The organism is Ruegeria sp. CDSA020 (assembly GCF_059612345.1).
Genome location: NZ_JBXWQK010000006.1, coordinates 100,662 through 121,868 on the forward strand (window position 1 = coordinate 100,662; position 21,207 = coordinate 121,868).

17 protein-coding genes are annotated in these 21,207 nt (G+C 57.2%); 10 read left to right on the plus strand and 7 right to left on the minus strand.

The window, feature by feature from the left end; genetic code table 11:
• The first annotated feature begins 13 nt into the window (after positions 1–13).
• Both AC2FJW_RS12070 and AC2FJW_RS12075 read left to right on the plus strand, forming a co-directional pair.
• A complete protein-coding gene (locus tag AC2FJW_RS12070; RefSeq protein ID WP_496690871.1) occupies positions 14–478 on the plus strand; it encodes a (2Fe-2S)-binding protein in 465 nt (154 codons plus the stop codon).
• Between the two features lie 3 nt (positions 479–481).
• On the plus strand, positions 482–2,722 hold the full coding sequence (locus tag AC2FJW_RS12075) for a xanthine dehydrogenase family protein molybdopterin-binding subunit (RefSeq protein WP_496750186.1): 2,241 nt from the start codon (positions 482–484) through the stop codon (positions 2,720–2,722).
• 42 nt (positions 2,723–2,764) lie between these two features.
• Here the strand turns inward: AC2FJW_RS12075 and AC2FJW_RS12080 are convergent, their stop codons facing one another.
• From AC2FJW_RS12080 to AC2FJW_RS12090, 3 genes are all read right to left on the minus strand, one after another.
• Positions 2,765–3,544 carry a gamma-glutamyl-gamma-aminobutyrate hydrolase family protein gene (locus AC2FJW_RS12080; RefSeq protein WP_496694845.1) on the minus strand — a complete coding sequence of 260 codons (780 nt, stop codon included), beginning with the start codon at positions 3,542–3,544 and terminating at the stop codon, positions 2,765–2,767.
• A gap of 220 nt (positions 3,545–3,764) precedes the next feature.
• Complete coding sequence (locus AC2FJW_RS12085; RefSeq protein ID WP_271950308.1) at positions 3,765–4,190, minus strand: GlcG/HbpS family heme-binding protein; 426 nt, start codon at positions 4,188–4,190, stop codon at positions 3,765–3,767.
• A 25-nt stretch (positions 4,191–4,215) separates the two neighbouring features.
• Positions 4,216–6,348, minus strand: a complete 2,133-nt coding sequence (locus AC2FJW_RS12090) for a malate synthase G (RefSeq protein WP_496750187.1) — start codon at positions 6,346–6,348, stop codon at positions 4,216–4,218.
• A gap of 219 nt (positions 6,349–6,567) precedes the next feature.
• Between AC2FJW_RS12090 and pepN the strand changes: the two genes are divergently transcribed.
• The 5 genes from pepN to AC2FJW_RS12115 all read left to right on the plus strand — a co-directional run bounded on the left by pepN (position 6,568) and on the right by AC2FJW_RS12115 (position 13,187).
• Positions 6,568–9,177 (plus strand): aminopeptidase N, encoded by a 2,610-nt coding sequence (gene pepN / locus AC2FJW_RS12095; protein WP_496750188.1) that lies wholly within the window; start codon positions 6,568–6,570, stop codon positions 9,175–9,177.
• Complete coding sequence (locus tag AC2FJW_RS12100; protein ID WP_496690875.1) at positions 9,174–9,602, plus strand: hypothetical protein; 429 nt, start codon at positions 9,174–9,176, stop codon at positions 9,600–9,602. Before pepN ends, AC2FJW_RS12100 begins: the two co-directional genes overlap by 4 nt.
• 129 nt (positions 9,603–9,731) lie before the next feature.
• Positions 9,732–10,991, plus strand: coding sequence for a hypothetical protein (locus AC2FJW_RS12105; protein ID WP_142634967.1), 1,260 nt, complete (start codon positions 9,732–9,734; stop codon positions 10,989–10,991).
• Positions 10,992–11,061: 70 nt separating this feature from the next.
• Positions 11,062–12,573 carry an Asp-tRNA(Asn)/Glu-tRNA(Gln) amidotransferase subunit GatB gene (gene gatB, locus AC2FJW_RS12110; protein WP_271950243.1) on the plus strand — a complete coding sequence of 504 codons (1,512 nt, stop codon included), beginning with the start codon at positions 11,062–11,064 and terminating at the stop codon, positions 12,571–12,573.
• Between the two features lie 182 nt (positions 12,574–12,755).
• The gene (locus AC2FJW_RS12115) at positions 12,756–13,187 is read left to right on the plus strand and encodes a DUF4177 domain-containing protein (RefSeq protein WP_496701695.1); all 432 of its coding nucleotides are present in this window, start codon (positions 12,756–12,758) and stop codon (positions 13,185–13,187) included.
• 52 nt (positions 13,188–13,239) lie between these two features.
• Here AC2FJW_RS12115 and AC2FJW_RS12120 read toward each other — a convergent pair whose 3' ends face one another.
• Together AC2FJW_RS12120 and AC2FJW_RS12125 are read right to left on the minus strand one after the other, a co-directional pair.
• Positions 13,240–14,373, minus strand: coding sequence for a glycosyltransferase family 4 protein (locus AC2FJW_RS12120; RefSeq protein WP_496750189.1), 1,134 nt, complete (start codon positions 14,371–14,373; stop codon positions 13,240–13,242).
• Between the two features lie 211 nt (positions 14,374–14,584).
• Complete coding sequence (locus tag AC2FJW_RS12125) at positions 14,585–14,839, minus strand: BolA family protein (protein ID WP_142634975.1); 255 nt, start codon at positions 14,837–14,839, stop codon at positions 14,585–14,587.
• 107 nt (positions 14,840–14,946) lie between these two features.
• Between AC2FJW_RS12125 and AC2FJW_RS12130 the strand changes: the two genes are divergently transcribed.
• Positions 14,947–15,573: a J domain-containing protein gene (locus AC2FJW_RS12130; RefSeq protein WP_496689725.1), complete on the plus strand. Its 627-nt coding sequence runs from the start codon at positions 14,947–14,949 to the stop codon at positions 15,571–15,573.
• Positions 15,574–15,578: 5 nt separating this feature from the next.
• Here the strand turns inward: AC2FJW_RS12130 and AC2FJW_RS12135 are convergent, their stop codons facing one another.
• Positions 15,579–16,466: a Hint domain-containing protein gene (locus AC2FJW_RS12135; RefSeq protein ID WP_496750190.1), complete on the minus strand. Its 888-nt coding sequence runs from the start codon at positions 16,464–16,466 to the stop codon at positions 15,579–15,581.
• A gap of 450 nt (positions 16,467–16,916) precedes the next feature.
• Between AC2FJW_RS12135 and cobS the strand changes: the two genes are divergently transcribed.
• Complete coding sequence (gene cobS, locus AC2FJW_RS12140; protein WP_496690879.1) at positions 16,917–17,900, plus strand: cobaltochelatase subunit CobS; 984 nt, start codon at positions 16,917–16,919, stop codon at positions 17,898–17,900.
• 93 nt (positions 17,901–17,993) lie between these two features.
• On the opposite strand, the gene AC2FJW_RS12145 is transcribed toward cobS, so the two are convergent.
• Complete coding sequence (locus tag AC2FJW_RS12145; protein ID WP_496750191.1) at positions 17,994–18,605, minus strand: hypothetical protein; 612 nt, start codon at positions 18,603–18,605, stop codon at positions 17,994–17,996.
• A gap of 671 nt (positions 18,606–19,276) precedes the next feature.
• On the opposite strand from AC2FJW_RS12145, the gene cobT reads away from it, so the two are divergent.
• A complete protein-coding gene (gene cobT / locus AC2FJW_RS12150; RefSeq protein ID WP_142634986.1) occupies positions 19,277–21,154 on the plus strand; it encodes a cobaltochelatase subunit CobT in 1,878 nt (625 codons plus the stop codon).
• The last annotated feature ends 53 nt before the right edge of the window (positions 21,155–21,207 follow it).

Consider the following 21,207-nt stretch of genomic DNA (forward strand, 5'->3'; position numbering starts at 1 on the left):
GGGAGACGCAGCTATGACGGCCAGCTTAAAGATAAATGGGACGTCATATGAGGTCGATCTACCCGAGGATGTCCCCCTTTTATGGGTTCTGCGCGACGAGATCGGACTGACCGGCACCAAGTTTGGCTGCGGGGTTGCGGCATGCGGCGCCTGTACCGTTCATATAGACGGAGAAGCCGTGCGCTCTTGCCAGGTTGCCTTGTCCGATGTCTGGGGTGACGTCACCACAATCGAAGGTCTGGGCAGCCCGGACGCGATGGCCAAGATACAGCAGGCCTGGGTTGACCATCAGGTTGCGCAATGCGGTTATTGCCAGTCGGGTCAGGTCATGCAGGCCGCCGCGCTATTGGCCGAGAACCCCAGCCCCACGGATCAGGACATAGACGATGCGATGCAGGGCAATCTGTGCCGCTGCGGCACCTATCCCCGTATCCGTGCCGCGATCCATGACGCAGCCTCCAGACTGAAGGAGGCATAAGCGATGGCCTCCGTAGGAAAAATTCTTCGCCGCACGTTTCTCATCGGCTCAGCCGCCATTGTTGGCGGCGTCGCGTTTGGCGCCTATTATGTCAGCCGCCCGGCAGCTAACCCGCTGAAGCCTGGCGATGGGGAAACCGCGCTTAGCCCGTTCATCCTGATTGATCAGCAGGGCGTAACCCTGTTCGCGCCACGTGCCGAGATGGGACAGGGCGTAATGACCACTTGGGCAGCCCTGATTGCCGAAGAACTGGACGTCGAATTGGACGATATCCGGGTCCTTCACGGGCCTGCGGCAGCCGCCTATTACAACTCGGCCATTTTGGGTGAGAGCCTGCCGAACAAGGGATATGACATCTCGAATTTCCAGCACAATCTGGCACAGTCGCTGGGCGTTCTGGGCAAGGTTGTCAGTCTGCAGGTCACAGGCGGCTCGACCTCGATGCGCGATGGGTTCGAACGCATGCGCGAAGCCGGGGCAACAGCCCGGGAAACGCTGAAACAAGCAGCGGCTGATCGTCTGGGCGTGGAGCGTGACCAGTTGAAGACCGAAAACGGCGCCGTGATCGCGCCGGACGGGACGCGCATTCCCTATACCGAACTGGCTGAGGCCGCCGGGCAGATCGAACCCATGCAGGTCGAGCTGCGCGATCCCTCAGACTGGCGTTTGCTGGGACAGAACCTGCCGCGTGTCGATGTGGTCGGCAAATCCACGGGCACGGCCGAGTTCGGCATTGACGTGCGCCCCGAGGGTCTGAAATTCGCCTCGGTTCGGATGAACCCGAAACTGGGCGGTGCGATGAACGGCTTTGACGCCAGCACCGCGGAATCCATGCCCGGCGTGGAAAAGGTGGTCGATCTGGGCAACGGCGTGGCCGTTATTGCCAATAACACCTGGCTGGCCATTCAAGCGGTTGAGGTAATAGACGTCGATTGGGCCGACGCCCCATACCCGCCGGGTACTGACGGTATATTCGCAAAAATTGCCGAGGCGTTTGACGACTCGCCAAATTCGACCATGCGTGACGATGGCGATGTTGAAACCTTGCCCGAAGGGGCCACCGAAATTACCGCTGAATATCAGGTGCCCTATCTGGCGCATTCCACGATGGAACCGATGAACGCCACCGCGCTGTTCACTGGTTCCAAGCTCGAGTTGTGGTGTGGCAACCAGGCGCCGACATTCCTTCTGACCCGCGCCGCAAACACGGCGAATCTGGATAAAGAAGCGGTCGAGATTCACACCACCTATCTTGGGGGCGGATTTGGTCGTCGTGGAGAGCTGGATTTCATCGAAATCGCAACCAAGGTCGCCATGGCCATGCCCAACACTCCGGTCCAGACCACCTGGAGCCGCGAGGAGGACATGCGCCACGATTTCTACCGCCCCGGCGCGCTGGCGCGGATGCGCGGCGCGGTCAAAGACGGCAAGGCGGTTCTGATCGACGCGAAGGTTGCATCGCAATCCTGCACGCAACAGGCTGTGGAACGCATATCGGGCCTGCCCGGCGCTGGCCCCGACAAGGTCCTGGTCGAAGGTCTTTTTAACCAGCCCTATGCCGTGCCCAACTATCGCGTCAGCGGCCACATCGCCGATCTGGATGTACCTGTCGGGTTCTGGCGTTCGGTCGGCAATAGCCATAACGGGTTCTTCCACGAGACATTCATGGACGAGCTAGCCCTGGCCGCCGGTCGCGACCCGCTGGAGTTCCGTCTTGAGCTGGCCCAAACCGAGCACGCGCCGTCGGCAGGTGTCCTGCAAGCCGTCAAGGAAATGTCAGGTTGGACGGGTGAAACGCCTGCCGGTGTTGGTCGTGGCGTAGCAATGACCTACAGCTTTGGCACCCCGGTAGCGCAGGTGATCGAGGTGGTCGATGAGGACGGCACCATTCGCATCGCAAAGGCGTGGATTGCCTGCGATGTGGGTCTTGCTTTGGATCCGGGAACGGTCGAAGCGCAGATGTTCGGTGGCATGATCTATGGCCTGTCAGCAGCCGTGATGGGTGAGATCACCTTCGCCGACGGTGAGGTCGAGCAATTTAACTTCCCCGACTATGACGCGCTGCGGATGCATAATGCCCCGGTGACCGAGGTCCGCATTCTGGAAACCAATCGCCATCTGGGTGGTGTGGGTGAACCGGGCACGCCTCCGTCGATGCCAGCACTTGGCAACGCCCTGTTCGACCTTTCCGGCAAGCGCGCACGCAGCTTGCCGTTGATCAATCAATTCAATCTGCTGGTTTGATAGCAAAGCGCCGGTCCCTTCAATCAGGGCCGGCGCAGGGACTCAGGCGGTTTGTTTAACCAATCCCGATCGCACTCCTGCGGACCAGTCGCGTGCCGCATCGCCAAACGCCTCAAAAAGCGGCCGCGAGACAGGGTCATTGACCGCGTCCCATTCCGGGTGCCATTGCACCGACAGGGTGAAACCGGGCGCGTCCTGCACATAAATCGCCTCGGGCGTGCCGTCTGGTGCAGCGCCGTCAATCACAATGCGATGTCCAACCGTTTTGATCCCCTGCCCGTGCAGCGTGTTGGTCATCACCTCGGCAGCGCCCATCAACCGATGAAACACGCCCCCCTCGGTCAGGTTGACCACATGGCGCAGGGCAAATTTTTCTTCCAACGTGCCGTCGGGTGGCATCCGGTGGTTCATTCGCCCCGGCAAATTCCGGATTTCTGGATAAAGTGTTCCGCCCATGGCCACGTTAACTTCTTGAAAGCCGCGGCAGATACCGAAAAAGGGCTGCCCCCTTTCGACACAGGCCCGCACCAAAGGTAACGTGATCGCATCGCGAGCCCGGTCGAAATCACCGTGTGCTTCGGTTGCGGGTTCGCCATATTCCTCGGGATGTACATTGGGGCGTCCTCCTGTCAGCAGGAAGCCATCACAGACTTGCAACAGTTCCTCAACACAGACATACCGCGGGTCGGCAGGGATCAGCATCGGCAAGCAACCCGAGACATTGGCCACCGCATCCGAGTTCATCGTGCCGCCGGCATGAGTCGGATATTGATCGTTCATCAAATATGAATTGCCGATGATACCGACGACAGGTCGAGCCATTATTCTTTCCTAGTTCTTTCCGCACGTTCCGGGAAAGGTATCGACAGGGTCACAGGCGCGCAATAGCACATAGCCTGTGTGTCAGCGCAAGTCTCTGTTCACCCCTGCACAACAAGGGGCCTGATCGGACCACCGCCGAATAGGCCCTGTTCGCTTTGCGCGCCGCTTGTGCCTCGTAAAGATCGGAGAGCTTTTGCCGGCTCTCCGAGTTCACCAAAGGTCAAACTTCGCCAGTCAACCCGGCCGCTTCGATCCCGGCCATGGCAGCGATGGCGTCGTTATCCGACGTGTCGCCGGTCACACCGACTGCGCCAATTACGGCACCTTTTCGGTCACGCAGCAGGACACCGCCCGGAACCGGCACGACCTGACCGCCATAAACACCGTTTACGGCGGCCATGAAATAGGCCTGCGCCTCGGCGCGTTGCATCTGGGCTGTGCCCGCCATCCCCAGCATGACCGAGCCGTAGGCCTTGCCCTGCGCAATCGCAAAACGACCAGGGGCAGCACCGTCTTCACGCTCAAACGCGATGACGTGGCCACCAGCATCAAGAACGATGACCGAGAGGGGTTTCAGCCCCAACTCGCGCCCTTTTTCAAGGGCTTTGCGGATAAGGGTACGGGCTTTGCGCAAAGAAATTACCATATTCGATCCAGTCATTTCTGTTGGGTTAAAGGCTGGCTTTCATCTCCAGACGGCGGGCGTGCAAGACAGGTTCAGTATAACCCGAGGGCTGAACACGGCCTTTGAAAACCAGATCACAGGCCGCCTGGAAGGCGATGCCGTCGAAACCGGGAGCCATTGGGCGATACGCCGGATCGTTATCATTCTGCCGATCGACCACTACGGCCATTTTCCGCATCGCGGCCATGACTTGCGCCTCATCCACAGTGCCATGATGCAGCCAGTTGGCCAAGGCCTGAGACGAAATCCGGCAGGTGGCACGGTCTTCCATCAGGCCAACATCATTGATGTCCGGCACTTTCGAACAGCCAACACCTTGATCGACCCAGCGAACCACATAGCCCAGGATGCCTTGCGCGTTGTTTTCGATCTCACGCGCAATCTCATCTTCGCTGAGGTTGCGGCCGCCCAGCAAAGGCACGGTCAGCAGATCATCCAGCGTACCACGTGCGCCACCGGCAGCCAATTCGTCCTGGCGCTCTAGGACGTTGACCTTATGATAATGTGTTGCGTGCAGTGTCGCGGCAGTCGGCGACGGCACCCAGGCGCAAGTTGCACCCGATTTCGGGTGACCGATCTTGGCGTCCAGCATGTCACCCATACGGTCTGGCATCGCCCACATGCCTTTGCCAATCTGTGCCTTGCCCTTCAAGTCACATGCCAGACCGATATCAACATTGCGATCTTCATAAGACGCAATCCACGGCGTGTTCTTGATGTCGCCCTTGGGCAGCATTGGTCCTGCCTCCATCGAGGTGTGGATCTCATCCCCGGTCCGGTCCAGAAAGCCGGTGTTGATGAAGGCCACGCGCGATTTGGCGGCGCGGATACATTCCTTGAGGTTCGCCGAGGTGCGGCGCTCTTCATCCATAATACCGAGCTTAACGGTATTCCGCGGCAGGCCAAGGATGTCTTCAACCATATCGAAAATTTCGACGGCAAAGGCTACCTCTTCAGGTCCGTGCATCTTGGGCTTTACCACGTAGACTGAACCAGTGACCGAGTTGCCGCCATCGCGCTGCAGGTCGTGCATCGCAATCAGAGTGGTGCACAGCGCGTCCATCAGACCTTCGCCGATCTCGCGCCCTTCGGCATCCAAAACGGCGGGGTTGGTCATCAGGTGCCCCACATTGCGGACCAGCATCAGCGACCGGCCCTTAAGAACACCAGCGCCACCGTCCGCCGCGGTAAAGGTCAGGTCATCGGACAGTTTGCGTGTAAAAGTCGTGCCGCCTTTGCTGACCTCTTCGGTCAGATCACCCTTCATCAGGCCCAGCCAGTTGCCATAGGCAACCACCTTGTCCTCGGCATCCACACAGGCGACTGAATCTTCGCAGTCCATGATCGTCGACAGCGCCGATTCAAGATGCACGTCAGCAATACCGGCCGGGTCGGTGGCGCCAATGGTGCTGGAAGCGTCAATCACGACTTTGACATGCAAACCGTTGTTCTTCAGCAGAACAAAGTCCGGGTTTTCAGCGGCACCGCCAAAACCCACAAACTGCGCTGCATCTGCCAGCGCGGGCACCAGAACCCCATTTTCAACGCGCAGTTCTAACATTTCAGCCCATGATCCGCTGGCCAGCGGGGCGGCATCGTCCAGAAACGCTTTGGCCCAAGCAATCACGCGTGCTCCGCGCGCATCATCATAACCACCACCGACGGGAAGATCGCCCATCGCGTCGGTGCCATAAAGCGCGTCATACAAGCTGCCCCAGCGCGCATTCGCAGCGTTCAGTGCAAAACGCGCATTGGTAATAGGAACCACCAGCTGAGGACCGGGAATCAACGCGATCTCGGGATCCACATTGTCAGTTTCGATCTGAAAATCCCTGCCTTCAGCCACCAAATAACCGATCTCGCGCAGGAAATCCTGATAGGCGGCAGCATTATGCGGCTGGCCATTGTTTTCCAGATGCCAGGCATCGACGCGCCCCTGGATATCGGCCCGCTTTGCCAAAAGTGTACGGTTCTTTGGGCCCAACTCGTGAACCATCTGCGCAAGCCCGTTCCAGAAGGTGTCAGCCGCAACGCCTGTTCCAGACAGAGCATGCCCTTCTATGAATTCGGTCAGAATCCCGTCGACCTTGAGTCCGCTCCGCACCTGTCTGCTGCTCATGCCACATTCCCTCGTATGTACGCCGTTGTATACAGGCCCCAATTAGGGCGGATATTTCCGATAGGCAACATGTCTTGGTCAGTTTGGGTCTTTGGTCGTCAGGCCACTTCGACATCGACAGATACTTATCGCCTATTGAGCAAGCTTACTTGCACCGCTTGCAGCCCATCGCAGCAACCCATAACGTCGCGCCTGATACCAACCCATTCGAGGCCACCGATGCGCGACGCAGCCCCCACGACGATCTATCTGAAAGACTACACACCGTTTGGTTATCTGGTGGACAGCGTACATCTGACCTTTGATCTGGCCCCAAATGCGACCCGAGTGACTTCGCGCATCACCTTCCGGCCCAATCCTGATGCCTCAGACCGTCAGTTTTTCCTGCATGGTGAGCAACTGAAACTGATCCGTGCTACTGTTGACGGGGTTGAGATCACTCCAGACGTTACAGAGACCGGCCTGACAGCGGTTGTCCCCGACGCGGCATTTGTCTGGGAAGCCGAAGTCGAAATCGACCCAGGCAACAACACTGCGCTTGAGGGGCTCTACATGTCGAACGGCATGTATTGCACCCAATGCGAGGCCGAGGGGTTTCGCAAGATCACCTTCTATCCCGACCGACCCGACGTGATGTCGATCTTCACCGTACGCATTAATGGCGCGTTGCCGGTTCTGCTCTCGAACGGCAACCCGACCGGCAAGGGGGATGGCTGGGCCGAATGGAATGACCCCTGGCCCAAACCCGCCTATCTGTTCGCCCTTGTCGCAGGCGACCTGATTACACATCCCGGTCAGTTCACAACCAAATCGGGCCGCGAGGTTGAACTGAACCTGTGGGTGCGCCCCGGTGATGAGGGAAAATGCGCCTTCGGTATGGAGGCGCTGAAGAAGTCGATGAAATGGGACGAGGACGTCTATGGCCGCGAATACGACTTGGATGTCTTTAACATCGTCGCCGTCGATGATTTCAACATGGGGGCGATGGAAAACAAGGGTCTGAACATTTTCAACTCGTCCGCCGTGCTGGCCAGCCCTGAGACATCCACCGATATGAATTTCGAACGGATCGAGGCGATCATTGCGCATGAGTATTTCCACAACTGGACCGGCAACCGCATCACTTGCCGCGACTGGTTTCAGCTGTGCCTGAAAGAGGGTCTGACCGTGTTCCGCGATGCGCAATTCACCTCGGACATGCGTTCAGCCCCGGTGAAGCGCATCCACGATGCCATAGACCTGCGGGCGCGCCAGTTCGCCGAGGATAACGGCCCGCTTTCACATCCGGTAAGGCCAGAGAGCTTTCAGGAGATCAACAACTTCTACACCGCGACGGTCTACGAAAAAGGCGCCGAGGTGATCGGAATGCTGAAACGTCTGGTAGGTGACGAGGCCTATGCACAGGCGCTGGAGCTGTATTTTGATCGGCATGATGGTCAGGCCTGCACCATCGAGGACTGGATCAAGGTGTTTGAAGACACCACAGGTCGCGACCTGACCCAGTTCAAACGCTGGTACAGCCAATCTGGCACCCCGCGCGTATCGGTGACCGAAGAATGGACTGATGGCATCTACACCTTGACGCTGAGACAGCGCACCGACCCGACCCCCGGACAGTCAGAAAAACTGCCGCAGGTTATCCCCGTTGCGGTCGGGCTGATCGGCGCGAACGGGGATGAAACCATGCCCACAACCATTCTGGAGTTCACGCAGGAAACCCAGAGCTTTGCTTTCGAATACACAGCAGAAGGCTGGCGCTTGCAGGGTTGCGAAGGAGCGGAACGCGTGTCCGGTGCCAATCCGCCCAAACCCACGGCCTCAATCCTGCGCGATTTCTCGGCCCCCGTGATTCTGGAACATGACCAGAGCAGCGCTGAGCGAGCTTTTTTGCTGGCTCATGACAGCGACCCGTTCAACCGCTGGCAAGCAGGGCGATCTTTAGCCGAAGACACGCTGATCAAGATGATCTTGACGGATGCGGCACCGGAAACGGATTATCTCGATGGCATCCTCGCCGTATTGCGCGACAGCGATCTTGACCCGTCTTATCGTGCCTTGATGCTGGGGTTGCCCTCCCAATCTGAACTTGCTGCGATGATGCATGAACAGGGTGTCACGCCCGACCCGATGGCCATTTGGACCGCTGTTGAAACGCTGCGGCAGGTAACGGCCCAGCACGTTCAGGATCTGCTGCCCCGCCTGCACAGCGAAACCAGCATCGAAGCCGCCTTTAGCCCGGACGCAGAACAAGCCGGCCAGCGGGCTCTGGGTGGGGCCGCATTGGCGTTGACCTCACGGCTGGACGGGGGTGCAAAAGCGGCCGAGGATTATCAGCGCGCCGATAACATGACCCTTCAGCTTTCGGCTTTGTCCTGCTTGTTGCGTGCGGGCAAAGGGGAACAGGAACTGAACGCGTTTTATGACCGGTGGCAAGATGACCGGCTGGTGATGGACAAATGGTTCGGCCTGCAGGTGGCGATGTCAGCCCCGGCAGAGACAGCAGATATCGTAAGCCACCTGACCGGGCACCCGGATTTCAACTGGAGGAACCCGAACCGTTTCCGGGCTGTTCTGGGGGCGTTGGCGACGAATCACGCCGGTTTCCACCGTGCTGATGGAGCTGGTTATTCTCTGCTGGCGGACTGGCTGATCAAACTGGATCCGGTCAATCCGCAGACCACGGCGCGGATGTGTTCGGCATTCCAGACGTGGAAGCGCTATGACGCAGATCGCCAGGCCCTTATCCGCACCCAGCTGACCCGCATCGCCGAAACGCCAGACCTTTCACGGGACACGACCGAAATGGTGACGCGCATCCTGAACGCATGACCCCCTATTCCTATACACGGCATAACAGGTCACCGCAGGTCATCGCCATTCTGCTGTCGGTCTATTCCGCGCTGGCTGTGTTGGTCATCGCCTTTGATGCCGTCTGGTGGCTGATTGGCCTGCTGGCCCTGTTCACCCTGCCCGCATTATGGGACTTTGCACAAAACACCCGTTCGGGGCTCCGGCTGGATCAGGATGGGCTGCGGTGGTTCTCGGGGCGGCGCGAGGCTGGCGTAAGATTGAGCGAAATCGACCATGTGCGTCTGGATACACGCTGGGATTTCTCGGTGCGCATGTCGCTGGTGCTGACCTCGGAAAAGCGGATTCGCCTGCCCGATGAGTCGACCCCTCCGCATAAGGAACTCGAGTCCCGCCTGAAAGAGGCTGGTCTAAAGGTTGAACGGCATCATTTCGGCCCATTTTGAAACGATCCCGAGCCTCAGGGCACATTGACCGGAACAAAGCGACAATAAGACGCTTGTAGCTTGAATTTGAGCCAAATAGAGGCCAGTCTCTAAAGCTAGGTTACGATTTTTTTTGTTTCGAGTGTAAGCATGTTCCGGTTTCTGATGGCCCAAAAGGCCCGCGTTCCACATCCATCCTTGAAAATTGCGTCAGATTTCGACGCCGCCGATGCAGTGCTGGCCGCTGCTCTGCCAGATCAGGGTTCGGTAAATATCCCCGTCGCAAATGTCTCGGCCGATGAACTGATCGGTCAGGACGTCATCGAACTTGGCCGCGATCTGGCCCGCCAGGATCGGTGGGCAGACCTTTCTGCAAAGATGCGTGCCGCCGATGACGCGCGCGAAACTGCGCCCGATGGGATGCCAATCGCGGATTTGCTGGCATTCGGCGCTCGGTCCGATGTGGTGCTGGCGGTCGAACACGCTCTGTCCGATTATCGGGCATTGTCAGACTATGATCTTCTTGGCGGAATTTCTGAGCTTGAGGATGAAATGCGGGCGCATGAGGATGATCCGATGATCGCCCTTGTTGTGGCTATGGCGCATATTGACCTGGCCTGGGCGTGGCGCGGCACTGCGACAAACGCAGTTCTTCCCCCCTTGCACCGGTCTCGCTGCACCGCCCATTTCGACCGCGCGGCCGATATCCTGCCAAAATGCCGCGAAGCCGCGCCCAACAATGCGCTGGTTGCGGCTGTTGGCTGTGCTCTGCTGGCAGGTCAGCGCAAGTCCAATCTGCGCGTGGCTGATCAGTATGAACAGTTGATTACGCTGGACCCGCATAACCAACGCCATATGCGTGCAATGGGCACCCATTTGCTGCCACGCTGGTTCGGCAGCTATGAAGAGCTTGAGGTTCAGGCCCTGCGCAATGCAGCCCGGACTCATGACCTTTGGGGCGCCGGTGGCTACACGTGGGTCCAGTTTGATGCCATCGCCCTGGACGACGAAGCCTGCGCACGACTGGATATCGAATATTTCCTGCAGGGTTTGCACGATATACTGCGCAACCGCCCCGACCAGCAGATGGTCAATATGCTAGCTGCCTATTGTGCGATAACCATCCAGAACGGCCTTGGGGGGAATGAAAAGGCCGACGCGGTGCGCGCTCAGATCCACGACGCGGCCAACTGGCTGATCCGTGATCACCTGACCGAACTGCATCCGCTGATCTGGGCCCATGCGGCACAAGGGTTCAATAACTCGGTCCGCATCAACTCGCCCGAACGGTTTGCAGCCCGCGGGCACCGCGATGCGTTGCGGGCAATCGGCGACCTGTTTCGCGAGGAACTGCGCAGCGGCATGGATGTGACCTTTACTCCGACAGGGTTGCACCTGTCCGGACACTGATTCCCCCTTGCCCCTTTGGCGCGCCGGGCCTAATACGCAGGCTTAGACTTCTGCGGAAATGAGGCGCGCCATGCTCGACCTGACATACGAAATGCCTAAGCCCAAAACCATTGCCGGGGCCAAGCACGATTGGGAACTGGTAATCGGGATGGAGGTGCATGCGCAGGTCTCGTCCAATGCCAAGCTGTTCTCTGGCGCGTCGACCCAATTCGGGGCCGAGCCGAACTCGAACGTGGCCTTTGTGGACGCGGCAATGCCGGGGATGCTGCCGGTGATCAACGAATATTGCGTCGAACAGGCCGTGCGTACTGGATTGGGCCTGAAAGCCGATATCAACCTGAAATCGGCTTTTGACCGCAAGAATTATTTCTACCCCGACCTTCCGCAGGGTTATCAGATTTCCCAGCTTTATCAGCCTATTGTCGGCGAAGGTGAAGTTTTGGTCGAGATGGGCGACGGCACCGCGCGCATGGTGCGGATCGAACGCATCCACATGGAACAGGACGCGGGTAAGTCGATCCACGACATGGACCCGCATATGTCCTTCGTCGACCTGAACCGAACCGGTGTTTGCCTGATGGAGATCGTCAGCCGCCCCGACATTCGCGGCCCGGAAGAGGCCGCCGCCTATATCGCCAAGTTGCGTCAGATCCTGCGCTATCTGGGCACCTGTGATGGCAACATGCAGAACGGCAATTTGCGGGCAGACGTGAACGTCTCGATCTGTTTGCCGGGGGCCTATGAAAAGTATCAGGAAACACAGGATTTCTCGCATCTGGGCACCCGTTGTGAGATCAAGAACATGAACTCGATGCGCTTCATCCAGCAAGCCATTGAGGTCGAGGCCCGTCGCCAGATCGCCATCGTCGAAGGTGGTGGCAAGGTCGATCAGGAAACCCGCCTGTATGACCCGGACAAGGGCGAGACGCGTTCGATGCGGTCCAAGGAAGAAGCGCATGACTATCGCTACTTCCCTGACCCTGACCTGCTGCCGCTAGAGATCGAGCAGGCCTGGGTTGACGACATCGCCGCCAACCTTCCCGAGCTGCCTGACGATAAAAAAGCGCGTTTTATCAGCACGTTCGGACTGACGGACTATGACGCATCGGTGCTGACTGCTGATGTTGAATCGGCTGCCTATTTCGAAGAGGTCGCGCAGGGTCGCAATGGCAAACTGGCTGCAAACTGGGTCATTAACGAACTGTTTGGCCGCCTGAAAAAGGAAGATCACGAGATCACCGACTCGCCGGTTTCACCTGCACAGCTTGGCGGCATCATCGACCTGATTTCCTCGGACGCGATCTCGGGCAAGATCGCCAAGGACTTGTTCGAAATCGTCTATACCGAAGGCGGAGATCCGGCGCAGATCGTCGAAGACCGCGGCATGAAGCAGGTGACGGACACGGGCGCGATCGAGGCCGCTTTGGACGAGATCATCGCCGCCAATCCGGCACAGGTCGAGAAGGCCAAGGTAAACCCGAAACTGGCCGGCTGGTTCGTTGGTCAGGTAATGAAGGCGACTGGCGGCAAGGCCAATCCCAAGGCCGTTAACGAGCTGATTGCCAAGAAACTGGGATCGTAGATCTTTCGGTTTTACTGATTTCGGCGGCGGGACTTTAGCCTTTGCGCAAAGTCCCGCCGCTTGTCATTTGTGGCACCAGGCCCGCACCAGCAGATGTGCCGGAATTCGCCCGCTGCGCTATGATGACTTTCCCATTGTGATCAACCTGCTAGATTACCCGGAACTTACAGGTAGGAATTCCGATGCCCCGCTACGAATACAAAGTTGTCCCTTCCCCCCAAAAGTCTGCCAAGACCAAGGGTGAAAAGTCAGCCGAGGGACGTTTCGCTGCTTCTATTGAACAGGTGCTAAACCAGATGGGGCAGGATGGCTGGGAATATCAACGCGCCGAGTTGTTGCCCAGCGAGGAACGCTCCGGCCTGACCGGCAGCACCGTGAACTGGCGCAATGTGCTGATATTCCGCCGTGAAATTGATGTGCCTGTTGCCCCGACACCTGGCCCGACCGAAACAAAGGATGGCGTTGCTCTTGCTCAACCTGTTCCTGGTCCCGATACCGTTCAGGCCCCGGCCCCCATTGCGGAACAGGCCAAAGAGCCGCCTTTGTCGCTGAAAGGTGCTGAAACAGAAAAACCGGAAGACGAAACTGCAGAGACTGAAGGTCAAAAAACCTGATTGCCCTAACCGGGTCTGTCAAAAACAGCTGTCAGGAGTAGCGTTTTGAATCTCAGCTCGTGACGTCGCGAATTAGCGTGTCCCATTGGGCAAAGACCTGATCCGGGGACAGATCGGCCTTTAGCGTAGGTGACACCTTGGACATCTGTGCCCTGAGGTCGGGTTCATGGATCAGCTTCAGCACTGCCTGTTCCAAACCACTGACATCGTTGACGGGAACCAGATATCCGTTCCGTCCGTTTTGAATAAACTCTGACGGACCGTAATCGCAATCGAAAGACACGACCGGTATCCCGCTGACCGCCGCCTCAGCGACGACATTGTGAAACCCTTCGAACCGCGAGGTCGCTACCAGAATGTCTGCGCGCTGCGCCCATTCCCCGACCTGGATCGTATTGCCGGGCAGCCGAGCAACCGACTGTAGCCCCAGATCATCGCGCAGTTTCTGCAGATTTTCCCGCTCGCTGCCCTCACCATAGATAATCAGCCTAGTATCTGGAGCTTGGGAATGAATGCGCTGCAGCGCCTGCAGCAACATGTCGAACCCCTTTTGCCGAACGAGGCGGCCAACCGCGACCAGTTGCACACCCTGCCTCGTGCCAGAGGTTTCAACTCGCTCAAAGGGGAGGATCGGGTTCGGAATAACCATCCCCTTCTTGCGCAAAGTGAAGGGAAGATCCGCCAATCCGCGATGTGTCAGCCCGACAACCTTTGCTGCCTTTATCCCCGCAATCCCCTGAAGCGGTGCCCAAAGGGGATGTGCGTCCTGTCGCAGCGGATTATTGCGTTCAGAAATGATAACGGGAATCCCGGTTCCAACGCTTGCCAGAAGAGTCTGAACATTCACCTTGGTCAGGAATGAGATTACAACGTCCGGTCGAAATTTCTTTATGACAGAGCGGATATGCGTAATACGTGACGCCTGTCCCGTTGCCTTTTCTGCAACGCTGAGTTCAACATCGAGATGCATCGGGAAATAGGGACCATCGGTCGGCATCTGAAAACCGGTAACGTGAACAGCACAACCGCGCCGGGCAAAATGCCCTGAAACCATGGCGATTACTTTCTCTGCCCCCCCAGGCCCAAATCCAGCCTGCACAAAAAGAACTCTCAAAACCAAATACCTGAAAAACATCCCGTCAATGGAGGGTAGATTAGGGCCCGCGTTCGAGCAACTGTTATGCATGGAATGTTTTCACATTCAGGCTGAATTTCCTGATTTGTTGCAATCAGTGCAAGAAACCGGTCGAAATCACCAAAACGCCGAAAAATTACCGGCCGGCTTTCACCTATCCAACCCGCGACCCTGTGCCAATCTCTGAACGATCACGGCAAAACCCGCGAATTGTCTTCGCTGCAGGGGTGCGACCGTTCCGGGCCGCGTTACAAAAGCCTGCCTAAACACCGATATCCAATGCCAGAGCATGGATCCGCGGCACGATATCTCCAAGCGCCTTGTGCACTGCGCGGTGGCGGGCAACGCGAGATTGCCCCTCGAATGCAGCCGCGCGGATTCGGATGTTGAAATGGCTTTCACCACCTTCTTGGAATCCGGCATGCCCGCGGTGGCTTTCGCTGTCGTCAACAATTTCAAGCTCATGTGGATCAAACGCCGATTGCAGGCGGCTTCGCATTTCTTCGGTCACGGTCATTTTTACGCTCAGCGGCAAAAATATTACCGCCCCCCTCTTCTACTTTCGGCTGCTTAGACTAAACTGCTGCCTCCGAGTCGAGAAGATGCGTTCTTAAGGATCATAGCATGACGAAATCAGACCCATTTGGATTCGATATGTCCGTCTCCAGCGCGAAGAAAAAAAACCCGCGTGGACGGCGTGGTATGTCTGGCGCGTCTGAAACTTCGGTGCGAATCTGTGACCATGAGGGCTGTGAAGAGCCTGGTAAATTTCGGGCCCCGAAAGCACCGGATGTTTTGGATGATTTCTTCTGGTTCTGCCAGCAGCATGTGCGCGAGTATAACCAGAAATGGAATTTCTTCGACGGCACGACCGAGGCCGAAATGAATGCTCAACAGTCTAAGGACAAAGTCTGGGAGCGTGAAACCAAACCCATGGGCGATCCCGAGGCACGTGCCTGGGCCCGTTTGGGAATCGAAGACCCGCACCAGGTGCTGGGCGCGAACAGTACCCAGAACAAAGGGCGCACTACAGGCGGAGGCGGCCGCCGCCTGCCCCCGACCGAACGTCGCGCTATCGAGATTCTGGAAGCCAATGACAGCTGGTCCAAGGCCGAAATCCGAAAGACCTATAAAAAGCTGATCAAGGTGTTGCACCCCGATATGAACGGCGGCGACCGCTCGCAGGAAGAGCAACTGCAAGAAGTTGTCTGGGCCTGGGACCAGATCAAAGACAGCCGGAACTTTAAATAGGCGTTTTAATTGCTGGCCATACCCTGCAGCGCCAGCACTTCGGGGCGTTTCAAGCAACGTAACCGCGTTCGAGGAACCGACGCCTCAGCACACAGTTCAGGGAATAGCGCGCGCAATTCGTCGACGTCTTCGCGGTGAAAGGATTGCAGCGCCCTGTCGCCCAGAAACAGGCTTTCGCTGCGCACGCCATTGGATGTCAAAATCTCGTGCCGTTCGCAGGCAATGTGAAAATATTCTACCGGCTTATCGGGCGACACTTGATAGACCGTATCGCCATTGACCAAATGGATGGCAGCCGAAAAAACCTTTGCTTCGCCAAACAATAACTCGGCCCGCCAGCCTTCCAGCACTATCCGATGCTGAGGCGACACGTACAAATCCTGATCCGGCACCCCTTTGCCCAGGGCATTTCTCCGGATGCAGACAGGTCTGAACTTTGGCCTGCTGTGCAAAGCCATAGTGCTAAGAGCCCTTTTGCCGATCCAGACAATAGGCAGTGCCCCGCCATTCGAGACGAGCACCCTGTCGCCAACAACCAATTTCTCGACCGGGACCGGTCCGTTGTCGGTATCAATCAAAGTCCCGGAAACAAAACAGGGCGGGTCTGTTGGATCAAGATCCGAGGTCGTGATCTTCCAGTTCCCCAATGTCATCGGGCCCGTCGGGTTCGCCGTGTCCCAGGCATAAACCTGGCCGCCCACCCGAATGAACTCGCCAGATTCCCCTGTGCCACGGTAATTGCCTTGGCCAAGATATGTGTAGGTCTGGAACGTTGCCCCACCATCGAACGAGATCGTAGAGCCAGAGATAATGGCAGGAACGGTCGTGCCCTGAACGATCAGGTCTCCGCGGCCAGTGCTGTTGACAGTATGGAGAAGGGCATCAAAAGCCATTGGTCAGGCCCAGGATGCTGACGACCGAATGCGCCAACAAATGACCACGGAAAGTACAGAACTAAAAGCAGCCTTAACCAAGCTTCTCATAAACTACCTCACTCGGAACCCATCAAAACTCACCAATATGTTCAGTCTAAAACACAGTTACCCCCAAACTAAGTGATATTTTCATATTTGAACGCATATTGTTGCCTGCTGGCCAACAATATCGCCTGATGTAAAAGTGCAATTTCACCAAGACCATCTCCTTATGTGTAATCCGATTGGGCACTGTGCCTTTATCTGAAACGAACGGAGGCGGTATGCCGAGCGCGTCAATACGAATGAAACTGCGCCTCAGTCTTTTAGCCTCGCCGCTTCCCCTTGCCCTTACCCGCAATATGTTGCACCACACACGGGTTCAGAAGCCCGCGCGGGGGCCGCGGTATCAGGATAAGGACGACAGGCATGGATTGGCCGATTGACGCAAACGCAAAACCAACAGAAGAGATTTCGGTCCGAGATGTGTTCGGCATCGATTCTGACATGCAGGTCAAACGCTTTTACGAACAGACAGAACGGGTTCCCGAGATCGACCCGACATATAAGTTCGACCCAGATACGACGCTGGCAATCCTCGCAGGGTTTACCCATAACCGCCGCGTGATGATTCAGGGTTATCACGGCACCGGTAAATCGACCCATATCGAACAGGTTGCCGCACGCCTGAATTGGCCGGCTGTGCGTGTGAACCTCGACAGCCATATCAGCCGGATCGACCTGATCGGCAAGGACGCGATCAAACTGCGCGACGGCAAGCAGGTCACGGATTTCCACGAAGGAATTCTGCCCTGGGCTCTGCGTAACCCTGTTGCGATCGTCTTTGACGAATACGATGCCGGGCGCGCAGACGTGATGTTTGTGATCCAGCGCGTTCTGGAAACCAATGGCAGCCTGACCCTGCTGGACCAGAACGAGATTCTGACCCCGCACAAGTATTTCCGCCTGTTTGCCACCGCCAATACTGTTGGCCTGGGTGACACGACCGGCCTGTATCACGGCACACAACAGATCAACCAAGCCCAGATGGACCGTTGGTCTCTGGTCGCGACGCTGAACTACCTTAGCCATGACGCAGAAACGATGATCGTTCTGTCCAAAGCGCCGCATTACAACACTGCCGAGGGCCGCAAGATCGTCGCTCAGATGGTCACCGTTGCCGATCTGACTCGGACTGCGTTCATGAACGGTGATCTTTCGACCGTGATGAGCCCCCGAACGGTAATCAACTGGGCCCAAAACGCCGAGATTTTCCGCAATGTCGGCTATGCTTTCCGCCTATCCTTTCTGAACAAATGCGACGAGCTGGAGCGCCAGACAGTGGCCGAGTTCTATCAGCGGTGTTTTGACGAGGAACTCCCGGAAAGCGCTGCAAGCACCAGCTTGGGATAACAAATTATACGGAATTGCCGGGGGCTTGTGCGTGGCACAGGCTTTCGGAAGCTCTGGTAGGGCCACATCATCAAATGCTACGAAAGTTAGCCTTTATGCATTATTGGCCAAATGTGCCTGTGCAACTTCTTGAGCCGCATCTGGAGCCAACAATCCATCGTCGTCAAGTTTCCAGATTCCAATGTGATTGTCACAGAATTCGCGAAGATGACCGCGTTTACTGACGTCTTCCGCCAATTTGGTTAAACTATCTGCCGCCTCTGTGAAGTTATGCATGGCATAATCATCAAAGTCCTGGGTTTTCCACGGCCGATCATCGCCGAAATGAAACGTCAGACCGACATTCTTGAGCATCAGCATTCGTTTCGAGTGCGCAGCGAGATTGAATAGCATTGGCTGTATGACCCCAGACATCCCGAGGCAGGAATCTGTGCGGACAAATTGATCGAAAACTTCTTTGGAAAAAATAAAGCAGTCGAAACCCGGATGCTGCATACCGACCTCACCCATAGACAGGGGGTCATGGGAAAACCCATGCGCATCGCCAAATGTCCGACAATTGATCGTGATGGCATCGAAACCACCCGCAATAAGCTGACGTACCGCGCCATAAAAATAGGGCTGAAGACAAATATCTGCATTAGTGTAGATTACAAAATCTCCGGGTTTCGCAACGGATGCACCCTTTTCCAGAACATCAAACAAAAGTGGCAAAGGCCGAGGAATTCGAAACGTTCCGACATCCAGAACCGTGCGTTTCAGTTTTGTCGCAACTTGCAGGCCGTAATGGGCCTGAATCAGATCTTCGTCCCCATGCACCGGAACCTACACCAAAGTTGTTTCACCTTCACCAGCCAACGGATCTGATTAGGCAGTCACCATGCTATCCAACGTAGCGCGCTGGACATCATTCATCGCTCCGTCGACAGAAAAGAAATTGACGATATGCACTAGGTTGATTGGGTCAGGATCTTTGTATTTGGGATCGAAAACGTGAACTATCTCACTCAGCGGCGTTGAGGGTGACTGACAGAAAACATTCTCGGCTAGCCAGCCCGAGGGCTGTAAATCTATGGTCTGCCTTTTGATCCCGAACAATTTTCGAATTTGTCTTCAGAGTCCCATAAAACCGTCCCAAACAAATAACTATATCACGCGTTCGTGTACCGTTCGTTTTGCATTGTACTGATGGAAAAGTCACCCCCAGTTAGAATCACAGGCCACGCAGAAGCCGGGCGTTGCCCCTTTTCTACAAGTCCGGCGTTTTTGCAATTCGGGCGTGCCGCTGATTACCCGGAAAACAAGGCCGACCCTATGGTCAAGACCTATGATTGGCTCTAGGTTGCCCAAGTAGAACAAGACCGGACCTGCCACCGATGAGCAAACCCAAAGACAACCCCGCTGATCCGTTCAAGAAAGCTCTGGCCGAAGCCACCAAAGTGATGGCCGACGATCCGGAACTTACGGTGAGCTATACGGTCGACCCGTCGGGCCTGTCGGGTGAGTCGATGCGGTTGCCTCAGGTCTCGCGGCGCATGACGCGGGAAGAGGTTCTGTTGGCGCGCGGGACCGCGGATGCTTTGGCTTTGCAGCGACGCTATCACGATGATGCTACTCATAATCGCTATGCGCCTCCGGGTGACATGGCCCGCGATCTGTATGAGGCGATGGAGGTTGCCCGGTGCGAAGCGATGGGTGCGCGGGACATGCCAGGCACTGCGTCCAACATCGACGTCAAGATCGGGCACGAAGCGATCCGGCGTGGGTATGATCAGTGCAAACAGCCAGCTGACGCGCCTCTTTCGGTGGCCGCCGGCTATCTGATCCGGCACCTGGCCACTGGTCGCGACCTGCCGCCTGCGGCTGACAATGTCATGAACCTGTGGCGCGGGTTTATCGAAGATCAGGCAGGGGGCGTACTGGAGAACCTTGACGAGGTGCTTTCGGACCAGGCCGAATTCGCCAAGTTTGCACGCCAGATGATCAAGGATCTGGGCTATGGCGATCAGCTGGGCGATGACCCGGATGAGCTGGACGAAGATCAGGAAGATCAGGCCGAAGACGACGCCGAAGAACAGCCCGACCCCGACAGCACTGGTCAGGATGATCAGGACGAACAGGACGCGGATGCGACGCCTGAGCAGTCACAGGAAGAACAGCAGGATCAGTCTCAGGCCCAAGTCTCCATGGATGAGATGGCCGAGGATGAAATGGGAGAAGAGGCCGAGATGCCCGAGGGCGAGGCCCCGTTGGAGCCGCCTGCCCCTCCGCCTGCATCCGATGCTGATCCCGACTATAAGGTCTACCTGAGCACCCATGACGAAGAGATCGCCGCCGAGGATCTGGCGGAGCCCGCTGAGCTGGAACGCCTTCGGGCCTATCTGGATCAACAGCTAGAACCGCTGAAAGGCGCCGTCAGCCGTTTGGCCAACAAATTGCAGCGCCGGTTGCAGGCGCAACAGAACCGCAGCTGGGAATTCGACCGCGAAGAAGGCATTCTGGACGCGGGCCGTCTGGCGCGTGTTGTTGCAAGCCCAACCACACCGCTGAGCTTTAAGGTCGAGAAGGACACTGAGTTCCGCGATACGGTGGTGACGCTGCTGTTGGATAATTCGGGCTCGATGCGCGGGCGACCTATTTCGATCGCGGCGATCTGCGCGGATGTTCTGGCACGCACGCTGGAACGCTGCAACGTCAAGGTCGAGATTCTGGGCTTTACCACGCGAGCGTGGAAAGGCGGGTTGGCGCGCGAGGCCTGGCTGAACGATGGCCGCCCACAGCAGCCCGGTCGTCTGAACGATCTGCGCCATATCATCTACAAAGGCGCAGATGCCCCGTGGCGACGCGCCCGGCCCAATCTGGGGCTGATGATGAAAGAAGGTCTGCTGAAGGAAAATATCGACGGCGAGGCGCTGGAATGGGCGCATCGCCGGATGACGGCAAGGCGCGAGCAGCGTAAGATTTTGATGGTAATCTCGGACGGGGCGCCGGTCGATGATTCAACGCTCAGCGTGAACCCAGCAAACTATCTGGAAAAGCACCTGCGCGATGTGATCGGGATGGTCGAAAAGCGCAAGATGGTGGAATTGCTTGCCATCGGCATCGGCCATGACGTGACCCGGTATTACGACCGCGCCGTGACCATCACGGATGTCGAGCAACTGGCCGGAGCCATGACCGAGCAACTGGCCGCTCTGTTTGACAGTGATCCGCGCGCACGAGCACGGGTGATGGGAATGAAGAGAGTAGGCTGAATCGCCTTTTCCATAACATGGCGTCGCGCGCTCCAAACTGATAGAGGTATGAC